Source organism: Methylocella sp. (assembly GCF_041905455.1).
GTDB lineage: Bacteria > Pseudomonadota > Alphaproteobacteria > Rhizobiales > Beijerinckiaceae > Methylocapsa.
Map to the genome: position 1 here is coordinate 369,865 of NZ_JAYRLA010000001.1, position 23,179 is coordinate 393,043.

The 23,179-nt window shown below is 69.8% G+C and carries 20 protein-coding genes; 5 read left to right on the forward strand and 15 right to left on the reverse strand.

Annotated elements, in window-relative coordinates:
* The first annotated feature begins 137 nt into the window (after positions 1 to 137).
* Positions 138 to 1,247 carry a 3-isopropylmalate dehydrogenase gene (leuB, locus tag ACE3OG_RS01775; RefSeq protein WP_374305481.1) on the forward strand — a complete coding sequence of 370 codons (1,110 nt, stop codon included), beginning with the start codon at positions 138 to 140 and terminating at the stop codon, positions 1,245 to 1,247.
* A 226-nt stretch (positions 1,248 to 1,473) separates the two neighbouring features.
* A complete protein-coding gene (locus ACE3OG_RS01780; protein ID WP_374305483.1) occupies positions 1,474 to 2,259 on the forward strand; it encodes a DUF2171 domain-containing protein in 786 nt (261 codons plus the stop codon).
* A 101-nt stretch (positions 2,260 to 2,360) separates the two neighbouring features.
* Here the strand turns inward: ACE3OG_RS01780 and ACE3OG_RS01785 are convergent, their stop codons facing one another.
* Both ACE3OG_RS01785 and ACE3OG_RS01790 read right to left on the reverse strand, forming a co-directional pair.
* Entirely contained in the window at positions 2,361 to 2,717 is a 357-nt protein-coding gene (locus tag ACE3OG_RS01785) for a hypothetical protein (RefSeq protein WP_374305485.1), read from the reverse strand.
* An 81-nt stretch (positions 2,718 to 2,798) separates the two neighbouring features.
* Positions 2,799 to 3,695, reverse strand: coding sequence for a hypothetical protein (locus ACE3OG_RS01790; protein WP_374305487.1), 897 nt, complete (start codon positions 3,693 to 3,695; stop codon positions 2,799 to 2,801).
* 208 nt (positions 3,696 to 3,903) lie between these two features.
* Here ACE3OG_RS01790 and ACE3OG_RS01795 point away from each other — a divergent pair, with 208 nt between their 5' ends.
* The gene (locus ACE3OG_RS01795; RefSeq protein WP_374305489.1) at positions 3,904 to 4,938 is read left to right on the forward strand and encodes an aspartate-semialdehyde dehydrogenase; all 1,035 of its coding nucleotides are present in this window, start codon (positions 3,904 to 3,906) and stop codon (positions 4,936 to 4,938) included.
* 319 nt (positions 4,939 to 5,257) lie between these two features.
* Here ACE3OG_RS01795 and ACE3OG_RS01800 read toward each other — a convergent pair whose 3' ends face one another.
* Both ACE3OG_RS01800 and ACE3OG_RS01805 read right to left on the reverse strand, forming a co-directional pair.
* Entirely contained in the window at positions 5,258 to 5,461 is a 204-nt protein-coding gene (locus ACE3OG_RS01800) for a hypothetical protein (RefSeq protein WP_374305491.1), read from the reverse strand.
* A gap of 78 nt (positions 5,462 to 5,539) precedes the next feature.
* Positions 5,540 to 6,250 (reverse strand): carbonic anhydrase, encoded by a 711-nt coding sequence (locus tag ACE3OG_RS01805; RefSeq protein ID WP_374305493.1) that lies wholly within the window; start codon positions 6,248 to 6,250, stop codon positions 5,540 to 5,542.
* Between the two features lie 345 nt (positions 6,251 to 6,595).
* Between ACE3OG_RS01805 and ACE3OG_RS01810 the strand changes: the two genes are divergently transcribed.
* Entirely contained in the window at positions 6,596 to 7,387 is a 792-nt protein-coding gene (locus ACE3OG_RS01810) for a hypothetical protein (protein ID WP_374305495.1), read from the forward strand.
* A gap of 9 nt (positions 7,388 to 7,396) precedes the next feature.
* Here the strand turns inward: ACE3OG_RS01810 and ACE3OG_RS01815 are convergent, their stop codons facing one another.
* The 8 genes from ACE3OG_RS01815 to ACE3OG_RS01850 form a co-directional block, all read right to left on the reverse strand.
* A complete protein-coding gene (locus ACE3OG_RS01815) occupies positions 7,397 to 8,464 on the reverse strand; it encodes a YcjF family protein (RefSeq protein ID WP_374305497.1) in 1,068 nt (355 codons plus the stop codon).
* Positions 8,465 to 8,467: 3 nt separating this feature from the next.
* Positions 8,468 to 9,970, reverse strand: coding sequence for a YcjX family protein (locus tag ACE3OG_RS01820; RefSeq protein ID WP_374305499.1), 1,503 nt, complete (start codon positions 9,968 to 9,970; stop codon positions 8,468 to 8,470).
* A gap of 82 nt (positions 9,971 to 10,052) precedes the next feature.
* A complete protein-coding gene (locus ACE3OG_RS01825; RefSeq protein WP_374305501.1) occupies positions 10,053 to 11,069 on the reverse strand; it encodes a hypothetical protein in 1,017 nt (338 codons plus the stop codon).
* Between the two features lie 21 nt (positions 11,070 to 11,090).
* A complete protein-coding gene (locus ACE3OG_RS01830) occupies positions 11,091 to 11,618 on the reverse strand; it encodes a histidine phosphatase family protein (protein WP_374305503.1) in 528 nt (175 codons plus the stop codon).
* Positions 11,619 to 11,725: 107 nt separating this feature from the next.
* Positions 11,726 to 12,121 (reverse strand): phasin family protein, encoded by a 396-nt coding sequence (locus ACE3OG_RS01835; RefSeq protein WP_374305505.1) that lies wholly within the window; start codon positions 12,119 to 12,121, stop codon positions 11,726 to 11,728.
* A gap of 103 nt (positions 12,122 to 12,224) precedes the next feature.
* The gene (gene alaS, locus ACE3OG_RS01840) at positions 12,225 to 14,918 is read right to left on the reverse strand and encodes an alanine--tRNA ligase (RefSeq protein WP_374305507.1); all 2,694 of its coding nucleotides are present in this window, start codon (positions 14,916 to 14,918) and stop codon (positions 12,225 to 12,227) included.
* A gap of 175 nt (positions 14,919 to 15,093) precedes the next feature.
* Complete coding sequence (recA, locus tag ACE3OG_RS01845) at positions 15,094 to 16,161, reverse strand: recombinase RecA (RefSeq protein ID WP_374305509.1); 1,068 nt, start codon at positions 16,159 to 16,161, stop codon at positions 15,094 to 15,096.
* Positions 16,162 to 16,441: 280 nt separating this feature from the next.
* Complete coding sequence (locus tag ACE3OG_RS01850) at positions 16,442 to 18,859, reverse strand: ATP-binding protein (RefSeq protein ID WP_374305511.1); 2,418 nt, start codon at positions 18,857 to 18,859, stop codon at positions 16,442 to 16,444.
* 239 nt (positions 18,860 to 19,098) lie between these two features.
* Between ACE3OG_RS01850 and ACE3OG_RS01855 the strand changes: the two genes are divergently transcribed.
* Positions 19,099 to 20,190, forward strand: coding sequence for a flagellar biosynthesis protein FliO (locus ACE3OG_RS01855; RefSeq protein WP_374305513.1), 1,092 nt, complete (start codon positions 19,099 to 19,101; stop codon positions 20,188 to 20,190).
* 165 nt (positions 20,191 to 20,355) lie between these two features.
* On the opposite strand, the gene dksA is transcribed toward ACE3OG_RS01855, so the two are convergent.
* From dksA to ACE3OG_RS01870, 3 genes are all read right to left on the reverse strand, one after another.
* The gene (gene dksA, locus ACE3OG_RS01860) at positions 20,356 to 20,721 is read right to left on the reverse strand and encodes an RNA polymerase-binding protein DksA (protein ID WP_374305650.1); all 366 of its coding nucleotides are present in this window, start codon (positions 20,719 to 20,721) and stop codon (positions 20,356 to 20,358) included.
* A gap of 253 nt (positions 20,722 to 20,974) precedes the next feature.
* Positions 20,975 to 22,195 carry an NADP-dependent isocitrate dehydrogenase gene (locus tag ACE3OG_RS01865; RefSeq protein WP_374305515.1) on the reverse strand — a complete coding sequence of 407 codons (1,221 nt, stop codon included), beginning with the start codon at positions 22,193 to 22,195 and terminating at the stop codon, positions 20,975 to 20,977.
* A gap of 164 nt (positions 22,196 to 22,359) precedes the next feature.
* Positions 22,360 to 23,112 carry a hypothetical protein gene (locus ACE3OG_RS01870; protein ID WP_374305517.1) on the reverse strand — a complete coding sequence of 251 codons (753 nt, stop codon included), beginning with the start codon at positions 23,110 to 23,112 and terminating at the stop codon, positions 22,360 to 22,362.
* Positions 23,113 to 23,179 lie beyond the last annotated feature (67 nt).

Genomic DNA, 23,179 nt, shown 5'->3' on the forward strand with positions numbered 1-23,179 from the left:
CGGCGGCCGCCGAAGCGGCCGCCTTCGCGCAAAAAAGCTTCGCCGCCCCGCAAGGGCGGCGTAAACGTTTCTGGACCGCGCCGCGGGGCCGTCCGACGGGCCCGCGAGACGTCCAATCAAACAAGCGGACCCGCCCCATGACCACGTACAAGCTTCTCGTTCTCCCCGGCGACGGCATCGGCCCCGAGGTGATGGCCGAGGTCGAGAAGATCGCCGCCTTCCTCGGCGCCGAAGGCCTCGTCAAGTTCGAGATCGAGAGGGGCCTCGTCGGCGGCTCGGCCTATGACGTCCATGGCGTCGCGATCAGCGAGCAGGACATGGCGCGCGCGCAGGGCGCCGACGCCGTGCTGCTCGCCGCCGTCGGCGGCCCCAAATGGGACGCGGTTCCCTATGACGTGCGCCCGGAGGCGGGACTCTTGCGGCTGCGCAAGGATCTGCAGCTTTTCGCCAACCTGCGTCCGGCGATCTGCTACCCGGCGCTCGCCGACGCCTCTTCGCTGAAGCGCGAGATCGTCGACGGCCTCGACATCCTGATCGTGCGCGAGCTGACCGGCGGCGTCTATTTCGGCGAGCCGAAGCAGATCGTCGACCTCGGCGACGGCCAGCGCCGCGCCATCGACACGCAGGTCTACGACACCTACGAGATCGAGCGCATCGGCCGCATCGCCTTCGAGCTCGCGCGCAAGCGCCGCAACAAGGTGACCTCGTCCGAGAAGCGCAACGTCATGAAGTCGGGCGTGCTGTGGCATGAGCTGATTTCGGCGATGCACGTCCGCGAGTTCCCCGACGTCGAGCTCGAGCACCAGCTCGCCGACGCGCTCGGCATGCAGCTCGTGCGCCGCCCCAAGCAGTTCGACGTCATCGTCACCGACAATCTGTTCGGCGACATGCTCTCCGACGTCGCCGCCATGCTGACCGGCTCGCTCGGCATGCTGCCCTCGGCCTCGCTCGGCGAACGCAACGTCGCGACCGGCGCGCGAAAGGCCCTTTACGAGCCGGTGCACGGCTCGGCGCCGGACATCGCCGGCAAGGGGCTCGCCAATCCCATCGCCATGATCTCCTCGCTGGTGATGGCGCTGCGCTACTCCTTCAACATGAACGATCTCGCCGACCGGCTCGACCGCTCGATCGCCGCCGTCCTCGCCAGGGGGCTGCGCACCGCCGACATCGCCGCCGGCGGGCCGTCGATCTCGACGGGCGCGATGGGCGACGCGATTCTCGAAGAGCTCAAGATCGAGGTCCGTTGACCGCATGGCCGCCGCCGTCCGCAGGAGCGGCGCGGCGGCCTTCCGGCGTTTCGCCCGTAGCCTCGCCTTTCGCGGCCACGGGCGAATCGCCGCCGTTTGATCTCCGCTCCGGGAACCATGCCGGACAGGGGGCCGTTCAGCGGGCGCCGCGTCGCACGAACGCCGGCGCAGCGGCGGGCCGCGCAGGTTCCGGTCCGCTAAATCCCTCGTGGAACGGAGAGGAAGCATGGTCGACTATGAGAGCGGGCGCAGCAGCGCCGTCGCCGCCTTTTTCGACACGCACGCCGCTGCCGACGCCGCGACCGCCGATCTCGTCGCGGCCGGCGTCGCGCCGAGCCGGATCACTGTGAAGGGCGGCGACGATCCGGCCGATCCGGAGCCGGAGAAAAGCTTGTGGGAATCCCTGAAGCACCTCTTCATGCCGGAAGAAGAGCGTCGCGCCGGCGAGGAGGCCGAGCGGCGCCACGGCTATGTCGTCATGGTCAAGCCGTTCGAGCATGAGTTCGACAGCGTGCGCGATATTCTCGCCCGGGCCGGCGCGACGGGCTTTGGCGAGCGCGCGGCCGAATGGCGACGCGCGACCTGGACCGGCGCAGCCGCCGTCGCCGGCGCCGCGTCGATGAACCCGATAGCGGCGTCCTCGACGGCCGCCGCGAGCGCTGGCGCTCCCGCGCCGCAGATGTCGCCGACCGCGGCCGCAGCCGCCGCGCGATCGAGCGCTCCGCCGGTCGGCGTCGGGGACGCGAGCATCCGGCTGCCCGACGAAACGGCGGGAGCCGTCCGGCCCGCCAGGGCGCCGTCGCGCGGGATCGCAGCGCATATGGAGGTCTTGGGCGCCGACGGGATCAAGATCGGCGAAGTCGACCACCTCGAGGGAGAGCGGATGATCCAGCTGACGCGGGAAGCTTCCCCCGACGATCGGCATCACTTCGTCCCGATGGCCTGGGTCGACCATGTCGATTCGCGAGTTCACCTGAATCGAAGCAGCTTCGACGCGCGGCTCGGCTGGTGACGGCGCGGCGCGTCAGGGACGCGCCGCCCTTCGAGCCGCCGGCGACGCAAAGCCCCCGCCGCAGGCGGGGGCTTTTTTTGGGGGCGACGAAGGCGGCGGCTTCAGTCGGCGGCGGGAGTGTCGAACTCGAAGATCGGCGACGGGCGGCCGGGCGTTTCGAAGCGGCGCGGAAGGGTCTCGTTGCCGTATTTCGAGCGCTGCGCGACCTGATTGGGAAGCTGGTTGAGGGTCGTCTGCGAGGTCATGTAGCGGGACATGCTGCCGACCGGCGCGACCGGGCCGGGGTCGAGGAAGCTGCGCTTGTTGACGGTCAGCGGGGGCGCCTCGTTGGCGACGGCGACGACAGGCGAGGTCTGGCGGCGATGCTTGGTCTGCGCGCCCGCCGAGACGGCGCTCGCCGTGAGCGCGGCGGCGGCGAGGAGGAGCAGGGCGGGCCTCAATCCGGTCCCGGTGGACATAGGGAAATTCCTTCAGCCTGTGCGGATCGCCGACCGACGCGGCGCTCGCAGGTCAACGCCGCGGCCGCGCTTTGGTTCAGCTCAAGGCGCAGAAAAACCGCGCGAGGCGGCCGAACGCAAGAGTTTTTCGGGCATGGGCGGGGCGTCGTCGTCGTTCTCCACGCAATCCGTCCGCGAGGCGAGCTCGCGCGCCGCGAACAGCCGCTCGAGCCCGGCGTCGCTGACGCTCGGCGCGAGCTCGAGCGAGTCGACGAGGCAGGCGGCCGAGCGCCGCAGGCCGCGTCCCTCGCCGACGTCGGGCTCGGCGCAGGCGAAGCCGGAGACGCGCAGCGCCGCCTCCCCCGTAGCGGCGTTGCGGAAGCCGACGCACAGCGTCCGACCGCCCTCGCGCGAGAGGGCGAAGTCGGCGGCCTCGAAGGTTCCGAGCCGCGTCGCGAGCGGCGAGGGCTGCGTCGCGAAGGCGACGGCGCGGCCGGTCTCGGCGGCTGCGCGGGCCATCTCGACGTAAAAGGGCGAGGGGGCGTCGGCGCCGCCGCGCTGCGTCGAAAGGCGCAGGAGCGGCCCGTCGGCCTCGCCGAGGGCGAACACGTCCCGGCGCGCCCCGTCGGCCGCGCGCGTCAGCACGCGATGAGCCTGCGCCAGCCCGACGGCGTCGGCGTAGTCGAGGTCGACGAGCCGCGGCGCGTCGGCCCGTTCGATCCATTCGGACTTCGGCGCGGGCGCCGGCTCCTCAGGCGCCGGCCGTTCGGCGTCGCCGGCGCGCCAGGCGAGCGCGAGGGCGCCGAGGCAGAGAAGGGCGGCGAGCGCGAGCCGCCCTTGAAGCCGCCGCGCAGGCCGCCTTGGCGGCGCGCGGAACGCGGCGAGGTCGGCGCCGTCGGCGGCGGGGAGCGGCGTCGGCCCGCCGCCCGGCCGCGGGCCGCGCCCCGGCTGATGGAAGCCGCCGGCGTAGGCGTTGCGGCCGCTGGATGAAAGCCCCATCTCTTCCTCGTCGCGTTTTCCCGCACGAGCCTCTGCGAAAGCTCGCAGGGGTCGGCTCAGGCTTCCTTCGCGCACGGAGGTTGAGAAAGGCTTGCGCGGCCGGCCGCGACGCGCCGGCGTTTATTTTCGCGTGCGCGTGAAGTAAGCCATTGGTAAATGGCGAGGCCGCGCGGTCGACACGGCGCCGCCGGGCCGCAGGGAGAAAAATATGGGTTTCAGGGTTGCAGTCGTCGGCGCGACGGGGAACGTCGGCCGGGAGATGCTCGACATTCTCGCCGAGCGCCGCTTTCCCGCCGACGAGGTGATCGCGCTCGCCTCCACGCGCTCGATCGGGACGGAGGTCTCCTTCGGCGACAAGACCCTGAAATGCAAGGCCCTGGAGAATTACGACTTCTCCGGCGTCGACATCTGCCTGATGTCGGCCGGCGGCGAGGTCTCGAAGCAATATTCGCCGCGCATCGGCGCCCAGAACTGCGTCGTGATCGACAACTCCTCGGCCTGGCGCTACGACGCCGACGTGCCGCTGGTGGTGCCCGAGGTGAACCCGGAGGCGGTCGCGGGCTTCGGCAAGAAGAACATCATCGCCAATCCGAACTGCTCGACGGCGCAGCTCGTCGTCGCGCTGAAACCGCTGCACGACGCGGCGACGATCCGGCGCGTCGTGGTCTCGACCTATCAGTCGGTGTCCGGCGCGGGCAAGGAGGCGATGGACGAATTGTTCGCGCAGACGCGCGCGGTGTTCGTGTCCGATCCCGTCGAGTCGAAGAAATTCCCCAAGCGCATGGCCTTCAACGTCATTCCGCACATCGACGTCTTCATGGAGGACGGCTCGACCAAGGAGGAATGGAAGATGATGGTCGAGGTGAAGAAGATCCTCGACCCCAAGATCAGGCTGTCGGCCACCTGCGTGCGCGTGCCGGTCTTCATCGGCCATTCGGAGGCCGTCAACATCGAGTTCGAGAAGCCGATCACCGCGGACGAGGCGCGCGACATCCTGCGCGAGGCGCCTGGCTGTCTCGTGATCGACAAGCGCGAGCCTGGCGGCTACGTCACGCCGCACGAGGCGGCGGGCGAGGATGCGACCTATATCTCGCGCATCCGCGAGGATCCGACCGTCGAGAACGGTCTTCAGCTCTGGTGCGTCTCCGACAATCTGCGCAAGGGGGCGGCGCTGAACGCCGTGCAGATCGCCGAGACGCTGATCAACCGCAAGCTGATCGCGCCGAAGCGGGCGGCGGCTTAAGCCGCCTCCTGTTACGCCGACCTGCCGCGGCCGCGCGCGAGCTTCGCCTCGACCGTGGCGTCGCCGGCCTTCGCGCTCCCGGGGCCCTCACAGCCTGCGCGTCGAGCGCCATCGGGTCGCGCGCGCTCGCGCGATATTTGATCGGGTAGGCGCGATCTTCGGGAATGCTGCCCGGCGGGAGCGCCCCGCGTTCGGCTATTTTCATCATATCCGGTCTCCTCAACCTTGGGCCGGACAAATGATTTCATCCGGACGTGAGTTCCACGTCCGAGTCGATCTGGGCTCAAAAATCGCGAATTTCAGCCGAAATCGGCGCGTTTCAGTCCTTTTTCAGCACGCGATCGGCCTTTTCGTCGATGTTTTTGGCCGTTTTGGCGCTAATTCGCCCTGAATGCTCAGCCTGCGCCGCGCGCGCCTTGGCGTTGCGCGCATGCGCCTTGTCCTCGACCGGATAGGTTCGGCCCGGCCCCGCGAAGGCGCTGTCGGGCAGGTTCTTGCGCTGCTCGGCGGTGAGTTTGGACATCGGCGCGCTCCATAGATCCATAAAGCGCTGGTAATCCGCGCGGAACGGCGGAAGTTCCGCGCGGCGCGTCGTTTGGCGTCACGCGACCAGCGCGACTTTTCCCGTCGCGAGCTCATAGACGCCGCCCGCCACGAGAAGCTTCTTTTCGGCGACGAGCTTGGCCAGAATAGGGGGCGCCTGCTTCAGACGCTCGACGTTATGGCGCACGTTGGCGATTACCGCGCGCGCCTCAAAATCGTCGCCCGGCTGCGCGAGCGCGGGCTCGACTCCGGGCTTCATCGCCGCGACGAGATCTGCGATATGGCCAGGCAGGTCATTGCCCTTCTGAAGCGCCGCGACTGTGGCGTTGACCGCGCCGCAACTGCTGTGGCCGAGCACGAGAATCGCCTTCACGCCGAGGACCGCCGCGCCGAACTCGAGGCTTCCGAGCCCCTCCGTCGTGACGAAATTGCCGGCGACGCGGACGACGAAGAGATCGCCAAGACCCTGATCGAACGCCAGCTCCGGCGCAATGCGGGAATCGGCGCAGCCAAGGATGGCGGCGAAGGGGGCCTGGCCTTGCGCCCGGCTCGCGCGTCCCGCGGAAAAATCCTGCTGCCGCGGCTGGTTCGCGACATAGCGTTCATTGCCTTCGATCAAAAGCTTCAGCGCAGCATCCGGCGTCTCGACGGCGGCGCCCGCCGATTGCGCCATCGCCGCGGCGCCAAAAGGAGCCGCCGCCAGAGCTGACGCTCCGGCCAGCATCAGGCTGCGGCGATTCAAGGCCGTATCGGAGCAGTTGGCGCACATCTCGTCGTTCTCCCTGGCGATGCGCCGCCCGATCTGATCGTCGGGCTGTGCGGTGGTCGCGCATCAGCTATGTGTCTTTGGTTCCGCGCGCATGAAAGGCTGTCAAGCCGGAGCGGGCTTTTGTTTCAGTCTTTCATCTCGGTCTTGCGGAATAGAGCGGCGCGACGTCCCTGACGCCCGGGGCCTTGCCCGCCGCGTAGGGCGTCAGGCGGCGCGCCGCCATGGCCGAGAGGCCGACTCTGGGCGTAGCCGTGCTCCGTCGCACGGCCCCGCGGGCGCCGGAAGGAGCATGGTCGGGCCAGGCGCGATCGCCGTCCGATCGCCGGCTCGAGAGGACGCCGCTCCATGTTCCTGACCGCGAAGAAGGAGTTCATCGACAAGGCCTTGCGCGACATCGCCCTGTTTGAACAGGGCGGCTCGGTTGGGATGTTTTACGCCCTTCCCCGCGCCTCGATCGCCAGGGGTCTGCGCGAGCGGGTGACCAATCCGAAGTCCCTCGACCAGAATCAGGCGAGCCTGTGCGGACCCGCGGCCTTCCTTTACTGCCTGCTGAACTGTCGCCCCGATCTGTTTGCGACCTATGTCATCGATCTTTACCTGACGGGCGAGGGGCGGATCGGCGATCTGACGATCACGCCGAGCACCGGCTGTCTTTCCTTTCATTCAAATCCGTCAAAGATCGCCGACGTCGACTGGGTGGCGCTGGCCAGCCTGCGCGATTCGGAGAACATCTGGTTCCAGTATTCTTCGCCCAATGACACGGCGAGCGGCGCGACCGCCCCCTATGTGCTGGCGAAATGGTTTGAGAAGGCCGGCTTTCCCGGGGTCGTCAACGAAACCAACGCCTATTTCAGCAAGGGGTTGCCGACCCTATTGACTGGAAACCTGCAGGCGTTCGCCGGCGGCCATGTTTGCCTGCTCGTGAACGACAACATGTTGAACGACTATCAGGAAAGCTCGATGTTCTGCAATCATTGGGTGGTGTTGCAGCAACTGACGAGCTACGCCGACGACGACATCAGATTTTCGGTCTATACGTGGGGCTCCATTCGCCCGGTTCCGCCTTTGGGCAAGAAAATGTCGCGCGACGATCTGTCCGGGAATTTTTACGGCTATGTGTCGGCCGGCCGTTTGTAGGCCGAAGCGTCAGCCCTTCGGCTCGCCCTTCGAAAACAAAAACGGCGCGACGTCCTTGACGCCGGGCGCCTTGCCTGCCGCATAGGGCATCGGCCGGCACACCGCCATCGCCGAGAGGCCGACGCGCGTCGTCAGCATGCCGTTCAGCACGCCCTCGCCGAGCTTGGCGGAGAGCCGCGCGGCGATGCCATGGCCCAGCACCTGCTGCACCAGCGTGTCGCCCGCCGCCATGCCGCCGGTGATGGCGATATGCGCGCCGATCGAGCGCAAAACCTTCAGAAAGCCGATCATGCCCGGGCGGCCGCCGTAGATCGTCGAGATGAGGCGGATCAGACGGACCGCCTGCGCGGCGACGAAGATCACGTCGATGATCGCGCGCGGCGCGATCGCCGTGACCACCGAGACGCGCTTGGCCGCCTCCGCGATCTCGCGCCGCGCCACGAGGTCGAGCGGCTGGACGAGGGTGCGCTCGGCGATGTCGATGAGGTCGCGCCCGTCGACGATGTCGTGCGACAGCTCGCGCAGATGGTCGCGCGCCTGCGCCGTCTCGGGCCGCGCGACGTAGAGCGCGCCGAGCTCGGCGACGAGGCTGCGCGCCCTGGCGTAGTCGTCCGCCTCGCGCGCCTGCGCGAAGCCGGCGTGCAGCTCGGCGATGCGCCGCTGGCGCGCGACGCCGGCGAACTCGCGCGCGCCCATGACCAGAAGCGCGAGGACGCAGAGGCCGGCGAGGACGAGGCCGACGACGCCGAGCGCCGGGGCGCGGGCGAAAAGATCGTCGATCAGCGCGTTGACCCAGACGCCGACGCCGAGCAGGACGAGGCCGGACAGCGCCGACCAGAACACGCCGGCCCAGGAGAGCAGCCAGCGCCGGCCGAGGCCCTTCTTCTGGGCGATCTCGATCGCCGCCTCCTCGGCTTCCGCCGGCGCCGGCTCGAGCAGCGCCTCGGCCTCCGCCTCATAAGGATCCTTGGCCGGCTCGATCAGCACCGGCGCGCGCGGCGCCTCGCGCGTCCCCGTCTCCTCGGCGGCGATGTCGGAGAGGCGGAAGGCGCGCGGCTTCTTCGGATCGTTCGCCATGGGTCAGGCCGTCTTGTCGCCGAGCAGGAACTGGAAGGCGCGGTCGAGGCGGATATGGGGCGGGGGCGCGAGCGTTCCGTCCCTGGCGCGCGTCGGCATGGGCGGACGGAAGCGCACGAAGCGATAGTCGGCCTCGTCGGGCGCTGGCGCCGTGACGGCGTCGCGGAATACGGCCTTCGGATCTTCGGGCAGCTCGCCGGGAAAAATCGCCGCCTCCGTCTTGCCGTCGAACACCTCGTCGCCGATCCGCTCGCCGTCGAGCGGCGTGCCGACCACCGCGTCGAGCGCCGGACCGCCGTGGCTTTCGACGCGCGCCTCCCGCGTCGCGCGCACGGCGGCCATGGCGATCACGTCGATCTCGGCGCCGACGCCCTGCACGCGGGCGATCGCGCGCGCCGTCAAAAGCCGCAGGATCGCCTCGAGCCGGTCGTGGCTCGTGTGGTGGAGGTGGTCGGCCTTGGTGGCGGCGAACAGGATGCGGTCGATCTTGGGACGGAAGATCGCCGAGAGCGCGTTGCTGCGCCCGGCGCGGAAGGCGCCGAGCACGTCGCCGAGCGCCTGCTCGAGGTCGCGCATCGAGGCGGGGCCGGCGTTCAGCGCGGCGAGCGCGTCGACGAGCACGATCTGCCGGTCGAGGCGGGAGAAATGGTCGCGGAAGAACGGCTTCACCACATGCGCCTTGTAGGCCTCGTAGCGCCGCTCCATCATCGCCGCCAGCGAATCCGGCGGATAGAGGCCGGAAGGGTCGAGCGCCAGCGGCGCGAAGGTCAGCGCCGGCGAGCCGGCGAGGTCGCCCGGCATCAGGAAACGGCCGGGCGGCAGGCTCGAGAAGCTGAAGGCCTCGCCGCGGCAGGCGCGCAGATAGGCGGTGAACAGCTCGGCCGCGCGCCGCGCGTCCTCCTCGCGAAATTTCGCCTTGGCGTCCTTTTGCGCGCAAAAGCCGCGGAACTGCGCGGCGAGCGGCGCGCGCGCCGCGCTCGAGGCCGCCTCGAGCGACTCCTGCGACCATTGCGCATAGGATTTCTCGAGCAGCGGCAGGTCGAGCAGCCATTCGCCGGGATAGTCGACGATGTCGAGGGTGAGCGCGCGCCGGCCCGGATTGAGCCCCGCCTTCTGCTGGAACTGCAGGCGCAGGCGAAGCTCCGAGATGCGCCGCGTCGACTGCGGCCAGATGCGCGCCTGCGAATCCCCGTCCGGTCCTGAAAGCGCCTCGAGGTGCTCCTCGTAGGCGAAGCGCGGGACGTTGTCGTCGGGCTGCGGCTCGAGGTCGCCCGAGATCAGCCGCCCGTCGGCGTGCACGCGGAAGACCGGCAGGGTGTTCTTGCGCCCGCGCAGGGAAGGGGAGGCGGCCTTGGTCAGGTGCTCGATGAGGGCCGTGATGAACACCGTCTTGCCGGCGCGCGACAGGCCGGTGACGCCAAGGCGCACGTGAGCGCCGGCGGTGAGGTCGACGAGGCTCTTGGCGACGGCTTTGGCTTCGAACAGCAGATCGGAGAAAAGGGCCAAGGCGGGTTCCGGAGGGGAGGGCGGCGGGACGAGGGCGCGCCACAGGGAATAGGCGCCCTTGGCCGCGCCCGCAAGCGTCGCGTCACAAGTTCGGGCGCGGCTGCGGCGCCGGCGGCGGGCGTTCGGCGCGCCGGGCCGCGTCGGCGGCGATCGCGTCGCGGATGAGATCCTCGCGCGCGCCGAGCGGGCCGATCTCGACCCGCGCCATGTTGCGCAGGAAGGGAGCGAGCCGCGGACCGGCGGCGCCGTCGGGCGAGAACAACAGCAGGTCGTCGTCGGGGCCGATCCCGAGCCCTTCGACGGCGCGCGCGGCGTAGGCGCGCACGCGCGCGGCCTCGGATGCGCAGCTCACGCCGGCGGCGGGCGCGGACGGGGCGAGGGCGCCGAGCCCCGCGCCGTCGAGCGAGACGAGCCTGACGGCGCCGCGCGGCGGCTCGGAGGCGGAGCGCTCGCCCATGCCGACGGCGATCTCGGGAGCCTCGATCATCCGCGTGCGGCGGTCGATGACGATCGACACGCGGGGACGCGCGGCGGCGGCGGATTTCGGCGCGCCGCCCGGCCGATGCCCGGCGAGCCAGCGCGCGCGCAGCGTCGAGCCGATCCCGCGCGGCGCGAGGGCGGCGAGGCGAACGGGGGGCGGCGCGACGCGTCCGCGCGAGGCGGCGAGGCCGCATTGCGCCGGCGCCCAGCGCGCCAGGATCGCCTGCGCCGAGCGCAGATTGTAGGAGAGCGCATAGCGCCGCAGCAGGGCGATGGCGACGAGCGCGCCTTCGGGGGCCGAGGCGAAGGCGACATGGCCTTCGCCGTCCGACGCGATCTCGCCGTCCCAGCCGGCGCGCTTGACGCACCAGTAATTGTTGAGCTTGACGCAGCGCGGCGGCTGCGCCGCCTCGTCCAGACGTCGCGCGAGCTCGGGCGCCGGCGCGTCGAGATGGCGCGCCGCCTCAAGCCGCCAGTTGGAGACCGCGCGCGGCTTTTCGAGAAAGACCGGATCGGGCGTCGCGGCGCGCGCTCTTGCGACGAGATCGCCGAAATCCCGAAGCGGCGCGTCGCCCGGCGAGAGCGCCAGCGCGACGAAGGCTGCAAGCTCGACGATCATGCACGCTCCGTTCGCCTGCCCTCACGGGCCGCCCTGCAGCTCCTTCGAGACGAGGGTGAGGAAGAATTCGAGCCGGCTGGGGGCTTGCCCGACCGCCCGCCAGTCGTCGGCCTCGATGTCGATGGCCGCGAGCGCGGGCGCTGGAAACTGCTTGCGCAGCAGCGTCAGGTCGGCGGCGGCGCCAAAACGCGCGAGCGTCACCGCCGCCTCGGCGAGCGAGGGATTGTGGCCGACGACGAGCAGGCGCTTGACGAGCGAGGGAACGGTCTGCAGCAGGGCGAGCGCCGTCGAGGCGCTGGCGTCGTACAGGGCGGGCGCGATCACGCGCGGCGCGGCGCGCCCGGCGCCTTCGCACAGAAGCTCGAAGGTCCGCGTCGCCCTCTTCGCCGGCGAGACAAGGGCGAGTTCGGGAAAAAACGGCGACGTGTTCATAAAGACGCCGGTCCGCCGCGCCGCCTCCTCTCCCGCAGGGGTGAGCTCTCGATTGAGGTCGCCTCCGCAGGCGGCCGGCGTGGCCTCGGCGTGGCGAAGAAGGAGAAGCCGAAGCATGCGGTCGAGTGCTCACGGGTCGAAACAGAACGCGGCGCGGCGGCCCCTGAGCTTATGACATGGATCACGCGTCGCGTCTCGCCCGCAAAGGCGCGTTCACGGCGTCTTCACGGAGCTTTGCCGAGCTTCTCGACCTCGCCGGCCGCTCGTTCCCCTACGGAGCGAGCGGTGTCCACCGCGCAGTTCACGTTCTTTGTCCAGAGGTCCGCGTAGCTCTTGCTCGCCTCGATGGGCATGGTGGCGAGCAGCTCGGCGAAGTGGCGCGAATGTGCGGCGAAGTTCTCGAAGCATTCGCGCAGGTAGAGGGTCTGGATCGCCAGCATATCGGACGGGCTGCGCGCCTGGCGCAGCTTCTCGAGCGTCTCGGTGGCGTGCTCGAGCGATTGGCGCGACATCTCGGCGCATTCGGCGGCGAACGCCTGGAAGCCTTGCGTCGCCGTCGACATCGCCTCGCCGGACCGTTCTATCGCGCGCTCGGCGGATTGCAGGTTCACGTCGGTCATGATGCGGGTTCCTTCCGCACAAATAAACCTAGTAGGAACCTTGGAACATACCGCACGTTGCGGCCGGTGGCGAATTATCTTCGCCGCCGACGATTAAGCGGCGTCAGGCCGCGTCGTCGCCGACCATCCGCGCGCCGCGCAGAGCGTCGGCGACGGCGGCGAGCGCCTGGGTCGCGCCGGCGCCGTTTGGGCCGCCGGCCTGCGCCATGTCGCGCCGGCCGCCGCCGCCCTTGCCGCCGAGCGCCGGCGCCGCGAGGCGCACCAGAGCGACCGCGTCGAAACGGTCGACGAGATCGGGCGTGACCGCGACGACGACGCCCGCTTTGCCGTCGCCGTCGACGCCGGCGATGGCCACGACGCCCGAACCCAGACCTTGCTTCGTCTCGTCGGCGAGGGATTTCAGCTCCTTGAGCTCGACTCCGGCGACCTCGCGGGCGAGGAACTTTATGCCGGCGATCTCCTGTGGACCTTCGCTCGCCGCGGCGCCCGCGCCCATCGCGAGCTTCTTGCGCGCGTCGGCGAGCTCGCGCTCGAGACGGCGCCGCTCTTCGACGAGCGCGGCGAGGCGACGCTCCGCCTCGCCTTCCGGCGACTTGAGCAGCGCGGCGAGCGTGTCGAGCCGCTCCGAGCGCGCGCCGAGCCAGCGCCGCGCCTCGTCGGCGGTCTTCGCCTCGATGCGCCGCACGCCCGCGGCGACCGCCGACTCGCCGGTGATCGCGATGAGGCCGATGTCGCCGGTGCGCGAAACATGGGTGCCGCCGCACAGCTCGACCGAAAAGGCGCGGTTCGCGCCCGCTCCGGCCGAAGCCTCCTGCGGATAGCCCATCGAGACGACGCGCACTTCGTCGCCGTATTTTTCTCCGAACAACGCTCGCGCGCCCGACTCGATCGCCTCGTCGACAGCCATAAGCCGGGTGACGACGGACGCGTTCTCGAGGACCGCGCGATTGGCGATGTCGGCGACGCGGGCGAGCTCCTCGCGCGCGATGGGCTTTGGATGGGCGAAGTCGAAGCGCAGCCGGTCGGGCGCGACGAGGGAGCCTTTCTGCGCGACGTGGTCGCCAAGGACGATGCGCAGCGCCTCGTGCAGGAGATGGGTCGCCGAATGATTGGCGCGCACGGCGGAGCGGCGGGCGTGGTCGACGACGAGCTCGAGCGCCTGCCCCTCACGGATCTCGCCTTCCTCGACGACGCCTTCATGGACGAACAGGTCGCCGAGCTTCTTCTGAACGTCGGTCACGCGGAATTTCACGCCCGGCGCGGTCATGACTCCAATATCGCCGACCTGACCGCCGGATTCTCCGTAGAATGGCGTCTGGTTGAGGATGACCGCCCCCGCCTCGCCGACGCGCAGGACGTCGACGACGCGCCCTTCGTGGATCAGCGCCGCGACGACGCCTTCCGCCTCCTCGGCCTCGTAGCCGAGAAATTCGGTCGCGCCGGTCTTTTCCCGCAGGGCGTACCAAAGGGCGTCGGTCGCCGCCTCGCCGGAGCCCGCCCAAGCCTTGCGCGCCTCGGCGCGCTGGCGCTCCATGGCGGCGTCGAAGCCGGGGACGTCAACGGCGCGCCCGCGCGCGCGCAGGGCGTCCTGCGTCAGGTCGAGCGGAAAGCCATAGGTGTCGTAGAGCCGGAAGGCGGTCTCGCCGGGCAATGCCGCACCCTCGGGCAGGTCGCGCACGGCGTCGTCCAGGATCGACAGGCCGCGGGCGAGCGTGTCGATGAAGCGCCCTTCCTCGAGGCGCAGCGTCTCTACGATCAACGGCTCGGCGCGGACGAGCTCTGGATAGGCCTGTCCCATCTCATGCGTCAGCGTCGGCACGAGGCGCCACATCACCGGCTCGCGCGCGCCGAGAAGCTGCGCATGGCGCATGGCGCGGCGCATGATGCGGCGCAGGACGTAGCCGCGGCCTTCGTTCGACGGGGTCACGCCGTCGGCGATGAGGAAGGCGCAGGCGCGCAAATGGTCGGCGACGACGCGGCAGCTCGCCTTCTGCGGCCCGTCCGGGTCGACGTCGACGAGGCCGGCGACGGCCAGGATCAGGGCGCGCATCAGGTCGATGTCGTAGTTCGACGGCGCGCCCTGCAGAAGGGCGGCGATGCGCTCAAGACCCATGCCGGTGTCGATCGAGGGACGCGGCAGGTCGGCGCGCTCGCCCGGGGCGAGCTGCTCGAACTGCATGAAGACGAGGTTCCAGAACTCGAGGAAGCGGTCGCCGTTCTCGTCGGGGCTCCCGGGCGGCCCCCCTTGCAGCCTGTCGCCTTGGTCAAAGAAGATCTCGGAGCAGGGGCCGCACGGGCCTGTGTCTCCCATCGCCCAGAAATTGTCGGACGTCGGGATGCGGATGATCTTCGACTCCGGCAAGCCGGCGATCTTGCGCCACAGATCGAAGGCTTCGTCGTCGGTGTGGTAGACGGTGACGAGCAGGCGGTCCTTCGGAAGCTGAAACTCCTGCGTGATCAGCTTCCAGGCGAGCTCGATTGCGAGCGGCTTGAAATAGTCGCCGAACGAGAAATTGCCGAGCATCTCGAAGAAGGTGTGATGGCGCGCGGTGTAGCCGACATTGTCGAGGTCGTTGTGCTTGCCGCCGGCGCGCACGCATTTCTGGGCCGTCGCGGCGCGCGCATACGGACGCTTCTCGAGGCCGGTGAAGACGTTCTTGAACTGCACCATGCCGGCGTTCGTGAACATCAGCGTCGGGTCGTTGCGCGGGACGAGCGGCGACGACGGAACGATCTCGTGGCCGTTCTTCTTGAAGAAATCGAGAAAGCACGCCCGAATTTCGTTGACGCCGTTCATCTGCCGTTCCGTTTTTGAGGCTGCGCTCGTCACCCTCGCCGGAACGCCCTTTGGCGCTCCGGCCGGCCCTTGACGAGGCTATGCGCAAAATGAGCGGCGCAAGGTCAAAACGCAAGCGGCGCGCCCGGAAGGTCTTCCTGGCGCACGGCTGCGGCCGACGGCCCGATGGGCGCGCTCAACCCTCGTCGACGTCGGAGGCGGCCTCGAGGATCTTGTCGACGATCATGCCCGAATTCTCGCGGATGGCGCGTTCGATCCTGTCGGCGATCTCGGGGTTGGCGCGCAGGAAGGCTTTAGCGTTCTCGCGCCCCTGGCCAAGGCGCTGGCTGTCGTAGGAGAACCATGCGCCCGACTTCTCGACGACGCCGGCCTTGACGCCGAGGTCGATCAGTTCGCCGATCTTCGAGACGCCCTCGCCGTACATGATGTCGAACTCGACCTGCTTGAACGGCGGGGCGACCTTGTTCTTGACCACCTTGACGCGGGTCTGGTTGCCGATCACCTCGTCATGGTCCTTGATCGAGCCGATGCGGCGGATGTCGAGCCGGACGGAGGCGTAGAACTTCAGCGCGTTGCCGCCGGTCGTGGTCTCCGGGCTGCCGTACATCACGCCGATCTTCATCCGGATCTGGTTGATGAAGATCACCATTGTGTTGGAGCGCGAGATCGAGGCCGTGAGCTTGCGCAGGGCCTGGCTCATGAGGCGCGCCTGCAGGCCCGGCTGGCTGTCGCCCATCTCGCCCTCGATCTCCGCGCGCGGCGTCAGGGCGGCGACCGAGTCGATCACGAGGACGTCGACCGCGCCCGAGCGCACCAGCGTGTCGGTGATCTCGAGCGCCTGCTCGCCGGTGTCGGGCTGCGAGACGAGGAGGTCGTCGAGATTGACGCCGAGCTTGCGGGCGTAGACCGTGTCGAGGGCGTGCTCGGCGTCGACGAAGGCGCAGACGCCGCCGCGCTTCTGCGCCTCGGCGATGACGTGCAAGGTCAGCGTCGTCTTGCCGGAGGATTCAGGCCCGTAGATCTCGATGACGCGGCCGCGCGGCAGGCCGCCGACGCCGAGCGCGATGTCGAGGCCGAGCGAGCCGGTCGGCACGGTCTCCACCTCTATGGCCTTGGGGTTCTTGCCGAGCCGCATGATCGAGCCCTTGCCGAAGGCGCGTTCGATCTGAGACAGGGCGGCGTCGAGGGCCTTGGTCTTGTCCACGGACGTTCCTTCAACGAGGCGAAGATTGGTCTGGCTCATCGGATCGACTCATCTGACATGAGGGTGGCCGGGAGGCAATGCGCCGGCTGTCGCTGACCTCGAATGTATTTGTTTTGTTCTCATAAGCAAGTTCTATTTATGTTCACGTTTTCCCGTCCTGCGCGCAGTGGTCGGCCGGTTCGAGGCGCATTTTCGGGGAAGGTTCGCGCATCGCGCGCGGAGCGGGCGCGCGCGACGTGAAAACGGCCGACCTGCGGTCGCGCCGCCGACCCGGCGAAAATAAATTTCAGGGTTAACGCGAAAGCGCCGCGCCGAAGCCTCATGCGGCGGCCTGCTTGACCGCCTCGATGAGCTGCTTCAGCGAGAAGGGCTTCGGCAGGAAGCCGAAATCCTCGCCCTCGGGCAGGTTGCGGGCGAAAGCCTCCTCGGCGTAGCCCGAGACGAAAATCACTTTCGCCGACACGCCGCGCTTGCGCAATTCGCCGAGCATGGTCGGCCCGTCCATCTCCGGCATCACCACGTCCGACACCACGAGGTCGATGCGGCCCCTGTTCTCGTCGGCGACCTCGAGCGCCTCGAGCCCCGAAGCCGCCTGCAGCACGCTGTAGCCGCGCGAGGCGAGCGCCCGCGCCCCGAAGGCGCGCACCGCCTCCTCGTCCTCGACGAGCAGAATGACGCCGCGGCCGGTGAGGTCGGCGGCCGGCTTCGCCTTCTCCGGCGCGGCCGGCGCATGCTCGGCCGCCGCGACGTCGCGCGGCAGAAGCACGGTGAAGGTCGCCCCGCCCCCCGGCGGGCTCGAGCAGAACACCGCGCCGCCGGTCTGCTTGACGATGCCATAGACCATCGAGAGGCCAAGGCCCGTGCCCTTGCCCACCTCCTTGGTGGTGAAGAAGGGCTCGAAGATCTTCTCGCGCACCTCCGCCGGAACGCCATGGCCGTGGTCCTCGACCTCGACCGCGACATAATCGGCGCCGGCGAGCGAGGCCTCCTCGAAGGAGGCCGCCTCCTGCGTCGTGACGTTGCGCGTCTTCAGCACGATGTCGCCGCCGTCCGGCATGGCGTCGCGGGCGTTGACGATCAGATTGACGATGACCTGCTCCAGCTGGTTGAGGTCCGCCCTGACCGGCCACAGGTCGCGCCCATGGCGCAGCTCGAGGTGGATCTTCTCGCCGACGAGGCGGCGCATCATCATCTGCAGGTCGTTCAGCACGTCGCCGAGCTGCAGCACCTGCGGGCGCAGCGTCTGGCGGCGCGAGAAGGCGAGCAGCTGGCGCACGAGGCCCGCCGCGCGCAGGGCGTTCTGCTTGATCTGCATGATGTCGCGGAACGAGGGGTCGGTCGGCCGGTGGTTGGCGAGCAGCAGGTCGGAGAAGCCGATGATCGCGGTCAGCACGTTGTTGAAATCATGGGCGACGCCGCCGGCGAGCTGGCCGACCGCCTGCATCTTCTGCGACTGGGCGAAATTGTTCTGCAGCGCGCGCTGCTCGGTGGCGTCGAGGGCGAACAGCGTCGCCCCTGGGCTTTCGCCAGGTCCGGCGGAGGAGAGGAAGAAGCGGGCCGAGCGCTCGCCTTCCCCCGCGAGGGCGACGTCGAGCGCGCCGATTTCGGCTTCGTTGCGCGCCGCGGCCGCGAGCGCGGCCTGCAGCGCCGGCCGGTCGCGGTCGGCGACGGCGCGCAGGATCGAGCCCGGCGCAGGCTTCAGGGCTTCGGGCGCGATTCGCCCGAAGGCGGCGTTGGCGCGCAGGATCGCGCCCCCGGCGTCGAGGCTCGCTATGGCGATCGGCGTCGCCTCGAACATGCGCGCGAAGCGCACGGCGACGGAGCGGGCCTCGCCGACGCGCTGCTCCGCGGCCCGCTCCAGCACGAGGCAGGGCGCGGCGCGCGCCGCGCCGTCCGCGTCGAAAGCGAGGCGGCGGACGACGCGCACGGGCTGGCGTTCGTCGCCGCGCAAGAGATCGAGGTCGAGATCGAGAGTCTCCGTCCGGTTTTCGCCGGCCGCGCCGAGGGCCTTCGCTCCGTCCGGCCCGAACAGGTCGTCGAGACGCGCCGGCGCGTTCCGCTCCCGCCCGGTCAGGGCGGCGAGCAGGGCGTTGACCTCGACGGCGCCGCGCGCGTCGAGCCGGAACGCTGCGACCGGCAGGTCGTCGAGCAAGATTTCCGCGCCGTCCGCGCGCGCGGCGTCCGTCGGCGCGAGGGCGGCGAGCGTCCACAGGATCGTGCGCCCGTCGGGCGGCAGGGCGCGCGCCTCGACCCGCAGCCGCGTCGACGGGGCGCCGTCGGTCGGCGGCGCCGGCATGTCGCACGCCGGCGCGCCGCCGCTCCGCGCGTTCTGGGCCAGCCGGTACGCCTGCGCCGCGTCGCCGCCGGCGTCCTCGAGCAGGCGCTCGACGCGGCGCAGGCCGCGCGCTCCGCATAGCGCCCGATAGGCGGCGTTGGCGCGCAGGATCTCGCCGTTCTCGCCCTGCGCGGCCATGGCGTGCGGGCTGCGCTCGAAGGCGGCGGCGCGAAGGTCGTCGGGGCTTGCGCCTGCGCCGAAGCGGAGCCATCCGGCGGCGAAGGCGAGGCCGCAGAAGACGCCGAAGGCGGACAGGACGGCGAGCAGCGCGAGCGAGGCCGTGTCGGGCGCGGCGAGCGCCAGCAAACCCGCGCCGGCGAGGACGGCGGCCGCGAGCGCGGAGGCGACGCGCAAGCGGCGCGAGGCCGCGCCCGGCGCGTCGTCGTTTCGGCGATCGGACATGTTCGCGTCTTCCCCGATGCTTCGCGCCGTCCTGCGAGCCTTGATCGGCGCAGCGGCATTTTTTAAGGTGCGCCGTCTCTTTATCAAGACTCGGCGTTCGCCGGGCGTCGGCGCCGCCGCGAGAAAGCTGCGGTCGGCGCCGCCGATTTCCGGCGCGGGCGGCGCCCGACGCAAGGTCTCATCGCAGGTTTCATGGCTCGGCCTCGTGGCCGGCCTCACGGCAAGGTCTCGTCGGCAGCATGTTGGATAGCAAAGGCCTGACCGCTCTCGCCGTCGCCGTCGCCTTGTTGGCGACGGCCGCCGTCGCCCTGTTCGCGTTCCGCGCCTTCGTCGGACGCCGCGTCAAGGCGCCCAACGGACGAACGCGGGCGCCGCGGCTCGGCGTCGTCGACGTCTTCGACGTCGACCGCACGCGCCAGCTCGTTCTCGTCCGGCGCGACAACGTCGAGCATCTCGTGATGATCGGCGGCCCCAACGACGTGCTCATCGAATCGGAGATCGTGCGCGCCGAAGGACGCGAGCGGCTGCGCGACAAGGAGCCGGCGCCGACGTCCGCCCAGGCCGCGCCGCAGCACGCTCCGGCGCATGCGCCCGAGGCCATTCCCGCGCCTGTTCCTGTCCCCGTTCCCGCGCCAACCCCCGTTCCGGAGCCGCAGCCGGCGGCGCGCCTCGCGCGCGAGCGGACGCGGGACGAGGCGGGCGAAGCGGCCGCGAGCGTCGACGAGGCGCCCGCTGCGGCGCCGGGCTTTCCGACGCCGCCGCGCCGTCCGATCGGCGCGTTCACGCCGCGCCCGCCGCGCGAATCCTTCCTGCGGCCGGAGCCCGCGCCGCGGCCCGAGGCCGGTCCGCCGGCGAGCCCGTTCCCCCGCGCGCCTCTGGCGACGCCCTTCCTGCGCCCGCTGAGCGCGCCGCGCCAGCTCGCGGAAACGCTGGCGAAGCGGCCCGAGCCGCGTCCCGCCCAGCCGCCGGCGGCGCCCCTGCAGGAGGCGATGGAGGAGAGGGAGGCGAAGGAGGCGGCGCCGAAGAACGAACCGACGGCTGCGATCGATTCGAGCGGGGAGGATGCGGCAGGTCCGATGGCGAGTCCGCCGCCCGCCGCGGCCGCGCCGGAGACGGCGGAGCAGGCGGCCGCCGAGCTTTCGGCGAGGCCGGCGCTCGACATCGCCGCGGCGCTCGAAGAGGCGCTCGCGGTCAGCGCGCCGCCGCCCGCGCCTTCGCCGCCCGCGCAGGCGGCCGAGCCTGCGCAAGCTCAGGCGGGCGACGAGCTGGATGAAGATTCGCTCGAGGAGGAGATGGCCCGGCTGCTGGGGCGGGGGGCGGGTCCGGCCTGAGCCCCCGCTGGAGCGCGCGCCGGGGAGCCTCGCTGACGCCGCGCGTCGTTCGTTCGCAGGCGACGGGAAGGCGGGACCGGCGCAGCCGAGCCGCAGGCGGCTCTAGCTATTTGTTTAAACGCGTTTTCTCAACGCAAAAGTCTGCAACTTTTGCTGAAAACGCTCTCAGCCGTCGCGGTAGACACGCTCGCGCTTCTCGTGCCGCTCCTGCGCCTCGACGGACAGGGTCGCGATGGGACGCGCGTCGAGCCGCTTGAGGCCGATCGGCTCGCCCGTCTCCTCGCAATAGCCGTAGGTGCCGTCGTCGAGGCGCCCGAGGGCCGCCTCGATCTTCGAGATCAGCTTGCGCTGCCTGTCCCTGGCGCGTAATTCGATCGCGCGGTCGGTCTCCGACGACGCGCGGTCGGCGACGTCGGAATGGTTCTCGTTCTCGCTTTGCAGCGCGAGCAGCGTCTCGCGGCTTTCCCGGAGAATATCTTCTTTCCAGTCAAGCAACTTTCGGCGGAAATACTCACGCTGACGCTCGTTCATGAACGGTTCGTCTTCGGAAGGGGAGTAGCCGTCCTCAAGCGTATCGGCAGCCAACGGGAAGTCTCCGTGTCCTCGAACCGGGCGCCGCCCTTATACATATTGCGCCGCGGCCGTTCAATCCAACTCGCGCCGCCGCCGATAGTTGTTCGCCTGATATCCGCTCCCTGCGAAAGGCCGGCGCCGCGCCGGCGGCGCGGGCTCGCCGATGAGACGTCGTCCGGCGGCATCGATCGACGCCGCCGCCGAGATGATCCTAAGCTGCGGACGCCATCGCCTTGCGCAGGTTCTCGTCCACCTTGTCGAGGAAGCCGGTGGTCGAGAGCCAGCGCTGGTCGGCGCCGACGAGGAGGGCGAGATCTTTCGTCATGAAGCCGGATTCGACCGTCTTCACGCACACCTTCTCGAGCGTCGCGGCGAAGGCGGCGAGCTCGGGATTGTCGTCGAGCTTGGCGCGATGGGTGAGGCCGCGCGTCCAGGCGAAGATCGAGGCGATCGAGTTGGTCGAGGTCTCCTTGCCCTTCTGATATTCGCGGTAGTGGCGCGTCACCGTGCCATGCGCGGCCTCCGCCTCCACCGTCTTGCCGTCGGGGCTGAGCAGCACGGAGGTCATGAGGCCAAGCGAGCCGAAGCCCTGCGCCACCGTGTCGGACTGCACGTCGCCGTCATAGTTCTTGCAGGCCCAGACGTAGCCGCCCGACCATTTCAGCGCCGAGGCGACCATGTCGTCGATCAGGCGATGCTGGTAGACGAGGCCGGCGGCTTCGAACTTCTCCTTGAATTCGTTGTCGTACACCTCCTGGAAGATGTCCTTGAAGCGGCCGTCGTAGGCCTTGAGGATAGTGTTCTTGGTCGAGAGATAGACGGGATACTTCGACGCGAGGCCGTAGTTGAGCGAGGCGCGCGCGAAGTCCCTGATCGAGTCGTCGAGATTGTACATCGAAAGCGAGACGCCGGCGCCGGGATAGTTGTAGACGTCCCTCTCGATGACCGTTCCGTCCTCGCCCTCGAACCTGATGGTCAGCTTGCCCTTGCCGGGCACGCGGAAGTCAGTCGCCGCATACTGGTCGCCGAAGGCGTGGCGGCCGATGACGATCGGCTGCGTCCAGCCCGGCACGAGGCGCGGCACGTTGCGGCAGATGATCGGCTCGCGGAAGATCACGCCGCCGAGGATGTTGCGGATCGTGCCGTTGGGCGACCGCCACATCTGCTTCAGGTTGAATTCCTTGACGCGCGCCTCGTCGGGCGTGATCGTCGCGCATTTGACGCCGACGCCGTGCTTCTTGATGGCGTTGGCGGCGTCGACAGTCACCTGATCGTTGGTGGCGTCGCGATTCTCGACGGAAAGGTCGTAATAGTCGATATCAAGATCAAGATAGGCGAGGACAAGCTTCTCGCGGATGTGCTTCCAGATTATCCGCGTCATCTCGTCGCCGTCGAGCTCGACGATGGGATTTGCGACCTTGATCTTGCTCATTGCCCAGCCTTATTCACTTCGAGTGCGGAAATCGCGGGCGCGCGACGCGGCGCGGCGGCGCGGGATGAAAGGCGGACGCGGCGCGCTTGCTTCGCTCATCTGGCGGGCGCGCGACGCGGCGCGGCGGCGCGGGATGAAAGGCGGACGCGGCGCGCTTGCTTCGCTCATCTGGCGGGCTCGCCCCGCAGCTGACGCGCGAAATTCGGGTCGATCTCGGCGATGGCGGCGAGGAACGCGTCCTTCGAAGCCTGCGGCGCCGTCTTCAGGGCGGCGGCGAGCGCGGCTTTGGCGGGCGCGCCGTCGCCGAGGACCTGCCGCAGGTCGGCCTTGATGAATTCGATGAGGTCGCCGTTCGCGCCGGGCGGGAGGGTGAGCGCGCGCTGGAGCCGCGCGGACGCGAGCCGCGGGTCGTTTGGGGCGGTGAAATAGGAGGTCAGCACGGCGTTGGCCCGCTCCGCGTCCTCGACCTTGCGGTCGGGGCCGGCGGGCAATTCGGCGAGCAGAAGCCAGACCGCGCCGTTGATCGGCGCGAGCGAGACGGCCGACAGCGCGTTCGCGCGCGTGCGGGCGATTCGCGCCGCGGCTTCAGGGTCCGACGACGCCGGCTTTTCGAGGAAGGCCGCCTCGCCGCCGGCGAAGGCGGCGCGCGCATAGAGGTCGCCGCGCAGCACGCCGAGCCAGGCGGCCCATTGCGCGCTCTGGCGCCACGCGGCGGAGGCCGCCGCGCTCTCCCGGTCGAGCGGCAGGGGCAGGGGCGCGGGAGCGAGGATCGCCGACGTCAGTCCCCAAAGGCCGGCGAGGGCGAGGGCGGCGGAGAGGGCGAGAAGGCCGAGGCGCGGGACGACAGGCGCCGCGAGCTCCCTGGAAGGCTCGGCGCCCGGGGGCGGAAAGCTCGCTCGAGACGTCTCCAGGCTCATTGGCGCCTCCCTCCGCGCGGAGATTCTTTCCTTCGCGGCGCGATTGAATAGGCTGCGCCTGAAAAAA